10 protein-coding genes and 2 rRNA genes are annotated in these 12,267 nt (G+C 72.3%); 3 read left to right on the top strand and 9 right to left on the bottom strand.

Annotation, left to right across the window (positions count from 1 at the left end):
- Positions 1–83: 83 nt before the first annotated feature.
- Entirely contained in the window at positions 84–1,043 is a 960-nt protein-coding gene (locus ACIRRH_RS00060) for a LysR family transcriptional regulator (protein ID WP_403059386.1), read from the bottom strand.
- A gap of 334 nt (positions 1,044–1,377) precedes the next feature.
- Here ACIRRH_RS00060 and ACIRRH_RS00055 point away from each other — a divergent pair, with 334 nt between their 5' ends.
- Positions 1,378–1,572, top strand: a complete 195-nt coding sequence (locus ACIRRH_RS00055; RefSeq protein ID WP_224284950.1) for a hypothetical protein — start codon at positions 1,378–1,380, stop codon at positions 1,570–1,572.
- A gap of 75 nt (positions 1,573–1,647) precedes the next feature.
- Here the strand turns inward: ACIRRH_RS00055 and ACIRRH_RS00050 are convergent, their stop codons facing one another.
- Both ACIRRH_RS00050 and ACIRRH_RS00045 read right to left on the bottom strand, forming a co-directional pair.
- The gene (locus ACIRRH_RS00050; protein WP_403061052.1) at positions 1,648–2,997 is read right to left on the bottom strand and encodes a class I SAM-dependent RNA methyltransferase; all 1,350 of its coding nucleotides are present in this window, start codon (positions 2,995–2,997) and stop codon (positions 1,648–1,650) included.
- A gap of 398 nt (positions 2,998–3,395) precedes the next feature.
- Positions 3,396–5,471: an APC family permease gene (locus ACIRRH_RS00045; RefSeq protein ID WP_403061049.1), complete on the bottom strand. Its 2,076-nt coding sequence runs from the start codon at positions 5,469–5,471 to the stop codon at positions 3,396–3,398.
- Positions 5,472–5,719: 248 nt separating this feature from the next.
- Between ACIRRH_RS00045 and ACIRRH_RS00040 the strand changes: the two genes are divergently transcribed.
- The gene (locus ACIRRH_RS00040) at positions 5,720–6,388 is read left to right on the top strand and encodes a potassium channel family protein (RefSeq protein ID WP_403059383.1); all 669 of its coding nucleotides are present in this window, start codon (positions 5,720–5,722) and stop codon (positions 6,386–6,388) included.
- Positions 6,388–7,059, top strand: a complete 672-nt coding sequence (locus ACIRRH_RS00035) for a TrkA family potassium uptake protein (RefSeq protein ID WP_359829049.1) — start codon at positions 6,388–6,390, stop codon at positions 7,057–7,059. The genes ACIRRH_RS00040 and ACIRRH_RS00035 overlap by 1 nt, the downstream gene beginning before the upstream one ends.
- Positions 7,060–7,137: 78 nt before the next feature.
- On the opposite strand, the gene ACIRRH_RS00030 is transcribed toward ACIRRH_RS00035, so the two are convergent.
- The 6 genes from ACIRRH_RS00030 to ACIRRH_RS00005 all read right to left on the bottom strand — a co-directional run.
- Positions 7,138–7,860: a DUF3159 domain-containing protein gene (locus tag ACIRRH_RS00030; RefSeq protein WP_403059380.1), complete on the bottom strand. Its 723-nt coding sequence runs from the start codon at positions 7,858–7,860 to the stop codon at positions 7,138–7,140.
- A 2-nt stretch (positions 7,861–7,862) separates the two neighbouring features.
- On the bottom strand, positions 7,863–8,270 hold the full coding sequence (locus ACIRRH_RS00025; RefSeq protein WP_403059378.1) for an OB-fold nucleic acid binding domain-containing protein: 408 nt from the start codon (positions 8,268–8,270) through the stop codon (positions 7,863–7,865).
- 65 nt (positions 8,271–8,335) lie between these two features.
- Positions 8,336–9,016, bottom strand: a complete 681-nt coding sequence (locus ACIRRH_RS00020; RefSeq protein WP_049657530.1) for a response regulator — start codon at positions 9,014–9,016, stop codon at positions 8,336–8,338.
- A gap of 119 nt (positions 9,017–9,135) precedes the next feature.
- On the bottom strand, positions 9,136–11,727 hold the full coding sequence (locus ACIRRH_RS00015; RefSeq protein ID WP_403059375.1) for an ATP-binding protein: 2,592 nt from the start codon (positions 11,725–11,727) through the stop codon (positions 9,136–9,138).
- Positions 11,728–11,981: 254 nt separating this feature from the next.
- Positions 11,982–12,098: ribosomal RNA gene (rrf, locus tag ACIRRH_RS00010) — 5S ribosomal RNA — on the bottom strand.
- A 76-nt stretch (positions 12,099–12,174) separates the two neighbouring features.
- Positions 12,175–12,267: ribosomal RNA gene (locus tag ACIRRH_RS00005) — 23S ribosomal RNA — on the bottom strand; the annotation flags it as partial.

Genomic DNA, 12,267 nt, shown 5'->3' with positions numbered 1-12,267 from the left:
CAATGTCACAGGTCATATGACATTGCCCTGTCCGGCCATAACACGGACGGGCGGGCACCCCTCCGGGGCGCATCGCACCCGGCTTACGGCCGGGCCGGCCGGTACGTCCGCGCGGCCCACGCCTGGAAGCTCGGCGCGGCCGCGATCAGGTCCCGGTACGCCGCGGCCGCGGCCCCGAACAGCGTTTCCACCACTTCCGCGCCCACCCCGGCCGACCGCCAGACCAGCAGTTGCCGCACCCAGATCGGGGTTCCCGCGAGCGGCTTGACCACCACCTCGGCGAGCGGCCGGGTGGTGGCCTGGACGACGGAGATGCCGAGCCCGGCGGCGATCATCTCCTGGAGCTCCAGCCGGCCGCCGAGGAACTCGTGGACGGTCACCGGGGTGAACCCCGCCGCGGCGCAGGCCCCGTGGAACACGCCGTGCCAGCCGGCCCCGTCATCGGGGGTCAGCAGCCACTCCTCCTCCGCGAGGTCCGCCAGGGCCACCTCGGTGCGGTGCCGCAGCCGGTGGCCGGCCGGCAGCGCGACGAAGACGGGCTCGGTGACGATGCCGCGGTGCGCGACGGACGGCGCGTGGCGCAGCTCCCGGCCCGGGTAGTCCACGGCCACCGCGGCGTCCGCCTCGCCCTGCTCCAGCAGCTCGACGATGTCCGAGGAGCGGTAGACCGACGTCACGGTGAAGCGCTGCTCGGGCCGCTGGTGCCGCGCCCTGGTGACCAGCCCGGGCAGGATCGGCGAGTTGGTCGCCGCCAGCCGCAGCTCGAGCGGCGCGGCCCCGGCGGGCGCCTCCGGGCGGCGCCCCAGGCAGTCGGCGCGGATGAGCAGCTCCCGGGCGGCGGCCACCACCTCCACCCCGAAGCCGGTCGGCGCGACACCGACGGCGGTGCGCTCGAACAGCGGGGCGCCCAGATGGCGCTCGATCCGGCGCAGCTGGGTGCTGGTCGCCGGCTGCGAGGCACCGAGCAGGACGGCGGCCCGGCCGACGCTCCCGGTGTCGGCGATGGCGCACAGCACGCGCAGGTGCCGCAGCTCCAGCTCCATGACGCTCCCCCTCACGCACCGGCCGGCCCCGGTCGACGGCGCGGGGGTGGCTGTCGCCAGGGGGCGGTGCAACAGCACACATGACATGTCAGCGGCTCACCTTCGCCCCCGTGAATTGCCTCGTCAAGCCCCCTCCCCGGGCCCGGGGGCACTCCTCGCACCACCTTTTACCAGCGCATTGCCACCCCCTGACCTTCCGCCCGGATCCGGGCCCCGTCCCCGGCCGCCGCGCCGCACCAGGAGAAGGGGACTTGAAGAGTGCCCCGCCGTCCGGGACGCTGAAATTCCCCCGCGTTCCCCCCGAGCGGGCGCCTACCGGTGCGGAGGCCGACCGATGACAGCCATGTTCGATCAGGAGCTGCGCGAGCAGCTCGCAAAGGCCCGCCGGGACCTCGCGACGGCCCGGGCCGAAGGGGACGCCGACGGCGTCCAGGCGTACGAGGGCCGGGTCGCCTCGCTCCTGCGGCTCGCCGCCCAGCACGGAATCGACCTCCCGCACAGCGTCGACGAGGAGGAGCACAACGAGTAGCAGGTCCCGGACGCGGCGGAGGCGGCCACCCGGAACGGGTGACCGCCTCCTTCCATGACTCCCCGGTGCCCGGGATCACTCCCCGGCCGGCTCCAGGATCGCCACGCACTCGAAGTGGTGCGTCATCGGGAACAGGTCGAAGGCCCGCAGCGAGACCGGCCGGTAGCCGCCCTCGGCGAAGAACTTCAGGTCCCGGGCGAGCGCCGCCGGGTCGCAGGCCACGTACGCGATCCGGCGCGCCTCCAGGCCGACCAGGTGGGCGACGGTCTCGCGGCCGGCGCCCGAGCGCGGCGGGTCCAGCACGATCAGGTCGGTGGCGGTGATGCCGGTGCGCGGCAGCAGCGTCTCGACCCGGTCGCACTCGATCCGCACGTTGTCCAGCGCGGCCAGGTTGTGCCGGGCGTCGACCACGGCCTGCTTGGCGGACTCGATGCCGAGCACCGCGCCGTCCTCGCCGACCCGGTCGGCCAGCGCGCCCGCGAACAGGCCGACGCCGCAGTACAGGTCGAGCGCGTTCTCGCCCCACTGCGGGTCCAGGCCGTCCAGCACGGCGTCGACCAGGGTGTCCGGCGCCTCGGGGTGGATCTGCCAGAAGCCGCCGTTGCTGATCCGCCAGGTCCGCCCGGCGGCCCGCTCGCGCACGAAGGTGCGCCCGTGCACCCGGTGCACGTCGCCCTGCTCGTCCACCCGGGCGATCGACACCGGCTTGTCCAGCTCGACCAGCGGCAGCTGGGCGCCCGGCCGCGGGGTGAGCACCACCTGGCGGTCCGAGGAGCCGGTCGCGGCGATCGCCTCGACGCTCGCCACACCCGGCCAGTCGCGGGCCTCGATGCCCAGCTCGGTGACGCCCTCGGCGGCGATCAGGCAGCGGTCCACCGGCTGCACCTCGTGCGAGCGGTGCTTGCGCAGGCCCACCTTCCCGGTCTCGGCATCCACCGCGTACTGCACCCGGGTGCGCCAGGCCGGCACCTGCCCGGCCGGCAGCTTGCCGCCGACCGGCTCGACGCTGCCGTCCCAGCCCGCCTCCGCCGGGGTGAGCCCGGCCAGCTTGGCCAGCTGCTCGGTCAGCACCGCCGCCTTGAGCTTGCGCTGCCCGCCCGGGGTGACGTGCTGCCAGTCGCAGCCGCCGCACTTGCCCGGACCGGCGAACGGGCAGGGCGCCTCGATCCGGTCCTTGGCCGGCTCCAGCACCTCCACCGCGTCGGCCCGCAGGAACCGCGAGGTGGTGGTCCCGTCGGTCACCAGCGCGACGACCCTCTCACCGGGCAGCGCGTGCCGCACGAACAGCACCCGCCCCTCGTGCCGGGCCACGCAGTGCCCGCCGCCGTGCGCGACCGGGCCGATCTCGACCTCGTAGCGCTGCCCGGCCAGCGGCTCCCCGGAGGGCGCCTCGGGCCGCGACGGCCGCGCGGCGGCGGTGCGCAGCGCCTTGGGCGGCCGCACCGCCTGCTTGCGCGGCGCCTTCCGGCCGGCGCCGACGACGCCCTTCGGCGCGTCCTGACCGGCGCCCTTGCCCGCGCCCTTCGCCGCACCCTTGCCGGAGGCCTTGCCCGCGCCCTTGCCGGAGGCCTTGCCCGCGCCCTTCGGCGCGCCCTTGCCGGAGGCCTTGCCGGAGCCCTTGCCGGCGTCCGGCCCGGTGGGCTCCCGGTCCCCCCGCTCGCCCGGGACGATCGGCGCGGTGCGTGCGGTGAGGCCGTCGCGGTCGGTGGCCTCCGGACGGGCCGGCCGGCCCCAGCGCGGCCGGGAGACCTGCCCGGGCTGGGAGCCGCCCCGGCGGGCGCCCTTGCCGGAGGAGCCCGAGGAGCGGGGCGGAGTGTTGCGGGTCACTGGGAGGAGTCCTTGCTGCGGTCGGAAGTGTCACCGGCGTTCGTACCGGTGGAGGCGGAATCCTTCGACTCTACGGCCTTCGGCGCCCGCGGCTCGCCACGCCGGACGGCACCCGGCGCCGACCAGGCCTTCTGCGGCTTGCGCCGCTCCGAGGACTCCAGCTGCCACGGCACCGAGGTGACCATCACCCCGGGCTTGAACAGCAGCCGCCCCTTGAGCCGCAGCGCGCTCTGGTTGTGCAGCAGGTGCTCGTACCAGTGGCCGACCACGTACTCCGGGATGTAGACCGAGACCACGTCCCGCGGGCTGCTGCGCCGCAGGTTCTTCACGTAGTCCAGGACCGGCCCGGTGATCTCGCGGTACGGCGAGTCCAGCACCTTGAGCGGCACCTCGATGCCGCGCTCGTCCCACTCCCGCCGCAGCGCCACCGTGTCGGCCGGGTCGACGTTGACCGTGACGGCCTCCAGCGTGTGGGCCCGGGCCAGCCTCGCGTACGCCAGGGCGCGCAGCGCCGGCTTGTGCAGCTTGGAGACCAGCACGATGGCGTGCACCCGGGTGGGCAGCACCACGTCGTCCGGCTCCTCGGCGGCGGTGAGCTCGTCGGAGACCCGGTCGTAGTGGCGCCGGATGCCCTTCATCATCACGAACAGCACGGCCATCGCGGCGATCGCGATCCAGGCGTGGCCGATCTTGGTGACCAGGACGACGATCAGCACGGCCATGGTCATCACCAGGCCGAAGGCGTTGATCGCCCGGCTGCGCTGCATGTGGCGGCGCTTGGCCGGGTCGGTCTCGGTGCGCAGCAGCCGGGTCCAGTGCCGGATCATGCCGGACTGGCTCATGTTGAAGGCGACGAAGACGCCGACGATGTAGAGCTGGATCAGCCGGTTCGGGTCGGCGTCGAAGGCGAGGATCAGCAGGATCGCGGCGATCGCCAGCAGGATGATGCCGTTGGAGAAGGCCAGCCGGTCGCCACGGGTGTGCAGCTGGCGCGGCAGGTAGCGGTCCTGGGCGAGGATCGAGCCGAGTACCGGGAAGCCGTTGAAGGCGGTGTTGGCGGCGAGCACCAGGATCAGACCGGTGACGGCCGCGACGAAGTAGAAGCCGGGCGTGAAGTTGTTGAACACGGCCTCGCTGATCTGCGCCAGCGCGGTCTTCTGGTGGTAGTCCGGCGAGGCGCCGACGAGCTGCTCGGTCGGGTTCTCGGCCATCTGGACACCGGTCAGCCGGGCCAGCCAGATGATGCCCATGAACATCACGACGGCGATGCTCGCCATCATCAGCAGCGTGGTGGCGGCATTCTTGCTCTTCGGCTTGCGGAAGGCCGGCACGCCGTTGGAGATCGCCTCCACACCGGTGAGCGCGGCACAGCCGGAGGAGAAGGACTTCAGCAGCAGGAACACCATCGCGAAGCCGGCCAGCGAGTCGTTGCCCGGGGTGGCGGCGAGGTGGAACGCGGAGCTCTCGGCGGGCATGTCCTGGCCGAGCGCGAAGTGCCGGAAGACCCCGTAGCCGACCATCCCGATCACGCCGACCATGAAGGCGTAGGTGGGGACGGCGAAGGCGCTTCCGGATTCGCGCACACCGCGCAGGTTCATGCCCATCAGCAGCACGACCACGACCACCGACAGGATCGGTTCGTGGCCGCGCAGCGCGGGCACCGCGGAGACGACGTTGGCGACGCCCGAGGTGGTCGACACGGCCACGGTGAGCACGTAGTCGACCATCAGCGCGCTGGCGACCACCAGACCGGCGGCCGGCCCGTGGTTGACGGTCGCGACCTCGTAGTCACCGCCACCGCTGGGGTAGGCGTGCACGTTCTGGCGGTACGAGGCGACCACCGCGAGCATCACGATCGCCACGACGACGCCGATCTGCCAGGAGAAGTGGATCGCCGAGGCGCCCGCGACGGAGAGCGTGAGCAGGATTTCCTCGGGGGCGTACGCGACCGAGGAGAGCGCGTCCGAGGCGAACACGGGCAGCGCGATCCGCTTGGGGAGAAGCGTCTCGCCCAGCTTGTCGCTGCGTAGGGCGCGCCCGATCAGGATGCGTTTCGGAAGGTCAGTCGGCATAGGCACGTTAAGGAATCGTAGGGGCTTCCCGGTCGTGGCTCCGCCGTTTGTCCCCCCCTTCGTCGCGACTGCGTTCGGTGGACCAGTTAGCGTGTCGGATACGAGTCGGCGGGCAACACTCTGGTTGTCGAGCGTTGCCGGGTCGGCGCCCCCACGATGAACCTCGTCCCGGACGACCGGGCGGGAAACGGAGATGAACGGTGTTTGCGCAGGTCAAGACCCCTTCGGGACGGGTGAGGTAAGCGCCGGTGCACATCGTCATCATGGGCTGCGGCCGCGTGGGCTCCGCCCTCGCCAGAGCACTCGAGAAACAGGGCCACTCGGTGGCCGTGGTGGACCAGGACCCGTCCGCGTTCCGCCGGCTGGGCGCCGGGTTCAACGGGCGCCGGGTGACCGGCGTCGGCTTCGACCAGGACACCCTGCGCGAGGCGGGCATCGAGGAGGCCGGCGCCTTCGCCGCGGTCTCCAGCGGTGACAACTCCAACATCATCGCCGCACGGGTGGCCCGGGAGAACTTCGGCGTCGAGAACGTCGCCGCCCGGATCTACGACCCCCGCCGCGCCGAGGTGTACCAGCGCCTGGGCATCCCCACCGTGGCGACGGTCCGCTGGACCGCCGACCAGATGCTGCGCCGGCTGCTGCCGAGCGGCGCCGAGCCGCTGTGGCAGGACCCGAGCGGTGGCGTGCAGCTCGCCGAGGTCGCGTACGACCCGCGCTGGATCGGTCACCGGATCAGCAAGCTGGAGGAGGCCTCCGGTGCCCGGGTGGCGTTCGTCACCCGGCTCGGCGAGGGCATGCTCCCCTCGCCGCAGATGGTGGTGCAGGAGGGCGACCTGGTGCACGTGATGCTGCGCCGGACCGACCTGACGGCCGTCGAGGCCGCGTTCGCGCAGGGACCGAAGGAGGAGGGTCACTGATGCGCGTCGCCATTGCCGGGGCCGGTGCCGTGGGCCGCTCGATCGCGGGCGAGCTGCTGGAGAACGGCCACGAGGTCCTGCTGATAGACAAGAACCCCAACTCCATCTCGGTGGAGCGGGTCCCGATGGCGGAGTGGCTGCTGGCCGACGCCTGTGAGATCACCTCGCTGGACGAGGCCGCGCTCCAGCGCTGCCACGTGGTGATCGCCGCGACCGGCGACGACAAGGTCAACCTGGTCGTCTCGCTGCTCGCCAAGACCGAGTACGCGGTGCCGCGGGTGGTCGCCCGGGTGAACAACCCCAAGAACGAGTGGCTCTTCAACGAGTCCTGGGGCGTGGATGTGGCCGTCTCCACTCCCCGTCTGATGTCCGCGCTGGTCGAGGAGGCGGTCAGCGTCGGCGACCTGGTCCGCCTGATGCGCTTCAGCCAGGGCAACGCCAACCTGGTCGAGCTGACCCTGGCCTCCGACACCGAGCTGGTCGGCACCCGGGTCGGCGACGTCGCCTGGCCGCAGGACACCGCGCTGGTGACCATCATCCGCGAGGGCCGGGTGCTGGTGCCGGGCAAGGACGACACCCTGGAGGGCGGCGACGAACTGCTCTTCGTCGCCGCGCAGGAGCGCGAGGAAGAGCTGGAGCAGCTGCTCTCGGCCACCTCGGGCGCGCAGTAACCACGGACTGCACAGCGGAAGGGCCCGCACCCCTCGCCGGGGTGCGGGCCCTTCCGCGTGGTCCGCCGTGGGAGCCGGCTACTTCGCCGGCTCCTCCTCGTCCAGCTGCGCCTTGATCGGCGGCGGCGCCTTCAAGAGGATCTGCCAGGTCACGTACATCGCCAGCAGCATCGGCGGGATGCCGAGGGCGACCTTCAGCCAGCCCAGCAGGTTGACGTTGTGGGTGAAGTACAGCGGGAAGAGGATCACCGGCTTGGCGCCCATGATCACCACCCAGGCCCAGGTCGCCCTGGTGTAGGCGGCCAGGCGGCCCGGGTTCTCCTTGCGCCAGGTGAACATCTCGCCGGTGATCGGGCCGAGCATCACCCCGATCATCGGCCAGCGCACCAGGGCGGAGACCGCCAGGGCGATGCAGTAGCCGACGTTCCAGAGCAGGCCGGGCAGGTAGAAGTCCTCGGCCTTGCCGCTCTTCATCGAGATCCAGGCGCCTAGGGCGACGCCGAACACCCCGCTGAAGGCGTGCTGGATGGTCTCCCGCTTCGCCAGCCGGGCCACGACGAACAGGGCGCTCAGGCCCAGTGCGGCCCAGGCCGAGGTGCTGACCTGGTGGGTCAGGTTGTAGGTGACGATGAAGACCAGGCCGGGCAGCGTCATGTCGATCATGCCGCGCACGCCGCCGAAGGCCTGGAGCACCGTCTCGGCGGCCTCCTTGGAGGCGGCCTTGCGGGCGGCCTCCGCGTCCGCCGGGTCGACGGGCAGGTCGAGCTGGGCGGCGGCCTCGCCGCCGGGCTGGTTGCTCACGCTCATTCGCTCCCGTGTCCGACCGGACGCAGCTCATAGCGGGGGTTGAACAGCACGCGGCGCCCGCGTGCGTGGCCGATCCGGCCGCTGGCGACCAGCCGACGGCCGGGCTCTATCCCGGCGATCGAGCGGCGGCCGAGCCAGACCACGTCCAGCGCCTCGGTGCCGTCGAAGAGTTCGGCCTCCAGGGCGGGCACCCCCGCCCGGGGGCGCAGCGTCACCGTGCGCAGCGTGCCCGCGACGGTGACCAGCTCGCGGTCCCCGCAGCCGGCGATCGGTGTGCACCCGGACTCCGCGGCGCTCTCCTGACGCAGCTCCTCGGCGGCCAGCTCCTCGGCCGAGGAGGTCAGCCGGCTGAGCATGCGGCGGAACCGCCCCTGCGGCTGGCCGCTGCTGTTGTCACCACTCATGTCGGAAGGGTACCGGGTTCCGACCCCCTGGCGGCAGGTCGTTCAGCCGCCAGGGGAACCCGCGGTCAGCTCTCGAACCGGTACCCCATGCCCGGTTCGGTGATGAAGTGGCGCGGGTGCGAGGGGTCGCGCTCCAGCTTGCGGCGCAGCTGGGCGAGGTAGACCCGCAGGTAGTTGGTCTCGGTGCGGTAGGCCGGGCCCCACACCTCCTGGAGCAGCTGGGTCTGGCTGACCAGCCGCCCGGCGTTGCGGACCAGCACCTCCAGCAGGTGCCACTCGGTCGGGGTGAGGCGTACGTCGGCGCCGTCCCGGTTGACCTTCTTGGCCGCGAGGTCGACGGTGAAGGACTCGGTGACGACCAGCGAGTCGGCCTCCCCGGCCACCGGCTCGGCCCGCCGCACGGCGGCCCGCATCCGGGCGAGCAGCTCGTCCATGCCGAACGGCTTGGTGACGTAGTCGTCGGCGCCGGCGTCCAGCGCCTCGACCTTCTCGTCCGAGGCGTGCCGGGCCGACAGCACGATGATCGGCACCCGGGTCCAGCCGCGCAGGCCGCGGATCACCTCGACCCCGTCCATGTCGGGCAGGCCCAGGTCGAGGACGACCACGTCCGGATGGCGGGCCGCGGCCAGCTCCAGGGCGCTCGCGCCGTCATGGGCCGCGTCCACCTCGTACTTACGGGCCTTGAGGTTGATCACCAGCGCGCGGACGATCTGCGGTTCGTCGTCCACGACGAGGACCCGGGTCATTTGCGGGCTCCGCCTTTCAGGGCTGTCTGACTTACGGACTGTGGGATGACTCGATGGCTTTCGTTGCGGCGCGCGGCGCCGGGAGCGGGCGACGGGCCCGGCCGGTGCGCCGCCGGTTCTCAGGTGATCAGCTCCGCGAACGGATCACCGCCGCCGCCGCCCGGCTCCCCCGAATCGGGCGGCCGTTCGACCACGGGCAGGCTGACGACCATGGTCAGGCCCCCGCCCGGGGTGTCCTCGGCGGTGACGGTACCGTCCATCGCCTCGACGAACCCGCGCGCCACCGCGAGCCCGAGGCCCACCCCGGCGCCGCGCGGCGCGTCCCCGTAGCGCTGGAACGGCGCGAAGATCTTCTCCTTGGCCTCCTCGGGCACGCCCGGACCGCGGTCCACGATCCGCAGCTCGACCCGGGCCGGAACCCCCGGCTGCCGCAGCTCGTCGGCCTTGACCAGCACCTTGACGCCGTCCGGGCTGTACTTGACGGCGTTCTCCACCAGGTTGGCGAGCGAGCGCTCCAGCAGCCCGCCGTCGGCCCGGACCATCGGCAGCGTCTCCGGCACCTCCAGCCGGACGGACTCCGGCGGCACCCCGCCGAGCGCGTACGGCACCACCTCGTCCAGGTCGGTCTCCTGGATCAGCGGGGTGACGGTCCCGGTCTGGAGCCGGCTCATGTCGAGCAGGTTGTTGATCAGGTGGTCCAGCCGGTCGGCCCCGGCCTCGATGCCGGCCAGCAGCTCGGCCTCGTCCTCCGGGTCCCAGTCGACGTCGGCCGAACGCAGCGAACTCACCGAGGCCTTGATGCCCGCCAACGGGGTGCGCAGGTCGTGCGAGACGGCGGCCAGCAGAGCCGTCCGGATCCGGTTGCCCTCCGCCTCCCGGCGGGCCTCGGCGGCCTCCCGGGACAGTCGGCGGCGCTCCAGCACCACGGCGGCCTGCGCGGCGAACGCCCCGAGCAGGCGCCGGTCCGCCCCGGGCAGCACCCGGCCGCGCAGCACCAGCGCCAGGCTGTCACCGACCGGGACGTCCACGTCGGCCTCCTCCGGCCGCACCGGCGGGCGCGGGCCGGCGGCGGCCACCGGCACCCAGGCGGCGAGCGGATCGGGCCGCTCCAGCAGTGCGGCACTCTCCTGTCCGAAGGTCTCCCGGACCTGCTCCATCAGCGCGGTCAGCACACCGTCCCCGTTGGGCGCGCCGCGCAGCACCGTGCCGGCCAGCGCGCTGAGCGTCTGCGCCTCGGTCTGGCTGCGGGCCGCCTGCTGGGTGCGCCGGGCCGCGAGGTCCACCACCGACGCCACCGATATGCCGACGATGGTGAAGATCGCCACCGCCATGATGTTCTGCGGCTCGTTGATGGTGAACGTGTGCAGCGGCGGGGTGAAGTAGTAGTTCAGCACCGAGGAGCCGACCAGCGCCGAGCCGATCGCCGGCAGCAGCCCGCCGACCAGCGCCGCGCACACCGTCAGCGACAGGAACAGCAGCATGTCGGTGGAGAGCCCCAGGCCGCCGATCGCGGTCAGCACGATCGCCATCAGCGGCGGGCCGACCAGCCCGATCAGCCAGCCGGTGACCGTCCGGGTACGGCCCAGGTCGGTGATCCGGCGGACCGGGATCTTGCCGCGCCGCCCGTACCCGGCGTGCTCGTGGGTGACCATGTGGACGTCGATGTCCCCGGCCTCCCGGGTCACCGTGGTGCCGACGCCCGGCCCGTACAGGTACTGCCATGCGGGCCGCCGACTGGTGCCCAGCACGATCTGGGTGGCGTTCACGCCCCGGGCGAAGTCCAGCAGCCCGGCGGCCGGGTCGTCGCCCAGCACGGCGTGGAAGGAGCCGCCGAGGCTCTCCACCAGCGCGCGCTGCTCGATCAGTGTCTGCGGCGAGCCGGAGCCCACCAGCCCGTCCGAGCGGGAGATGTGCACGGCGAGCAGTTCGCCGCCGGAGACCCGGGCCGCGATCCGGGCCGCCCGGCGGATCAGCGTCGCCCCCTCGGGCCCGCCGGTCAGGCCCACCACGATCCGCTCCCGGGCCTGCCAGGTGCCCTCGATGCCTTGCTCGGCCCGGTACTTCTGGAGGTACTCGTCCACCCGGTCCGCGGTCCACAACAGCGCCAGCTCGCGCAGTGCGGTCAGGTTGCCCGGGCGGAAGTAGTTGGCGAGGGCGGCGTCGATCTTCTCCGGCGCGTACACGTTGCCGTGCGCCAGCCGTCGCCGCAGTGCCTGCGGGGACATGTCCACCAGCTCGATCTGGTCCGCCCGGCGAACCACCTCGTCCGGGACGGTCTCGCGCTGGCGCACCCCGGTGATGCCCTCGACGGCGTCGCCGAGCGACTCCAGGTGCTGCACGTTGACGGAGGAGATCACGTCGATCCCGGCCGCCAGCAGCTCCTCGACGTCCTGCCAGCGCTTGTCGTTGCGGCAGCCGGGGACGTTGGTGTGGGCCAGCTCGTCCACCAGGGCCACCTGCGGGCGGCGGGCCAGGACGGCGTCCAGGTCCATCTCGGAGAACCGGGCGCCCCGGTGCACCACCTGCTGCCGCAGCACGACCTCCAGCCCGGCGACCATGTCCGAAGTCCGCCGGCGACCGTGGTCCTCCACGAACGCGACCACGATGTCCGTGCCACGTTCCTGCCGCCGGTGCGCCTCCGCGAGCATGGCGTACGTCTTGCCGACCCCGGGGGCCGCCCCGAGGTAGATGCGCAGCCTGCCTCGTCCCATGAGCACCATTCTTGATCCGGCCCTGCCCGGGAGACACCCCGGACACCTGTTCCCCTTGCCTTCGAGACTACGGCGTGCGAGGAGATTTTCCGCTGATCAGTGCGCTGATCAGGCGGTTTTAGCGGCATATTGACGGTGGCCCAGCCACTCGGCGGGGGTCGTCGGTCGTCCGGGAGGGGGCCTGGGACATCCGACGGCCCGGAAATGCGAAGAACCCCCATCCGGGTCCCGGATGGGGGTTCTTCTGAAGAATTGTTCGGCGGCGTCCTACTCTCCCACAGGGTCCCCCCTGCAGTACCATCGGCGCTGTAAGGCTTAGCTTCCGGGTTCGGAATGTAACCGGGCGTTTCCCTCACGCTATGACCACCGAAACACTATGAAACTGTCAACCGGACACCCCTACGGGCGGGTCGTTGTTTCAGAACAACACAGTGGACGCGAGCAACTGAGGACAAGCCCTCGGCCTATTAGTACCGGTCAACTCCACCCCTCACAGGGCTTCCATATCCGGCCTATCAACCCAGTCGTCTACTGGGAGCC

Origin of the sequence: Kitasatospora sp. NPDC101235, from assembly GCF_044767505.1 — a bacterium.
GTDB lineage: Bacteria > Actinomycetota > Actinomycetes > Streptomycetales > Streptomycetaceae > Kitasatospora.
Note: the sequence above shows the minus strand (reverse complement) of the source record. Positions and strands in the feature narration are given on the sequence as shown.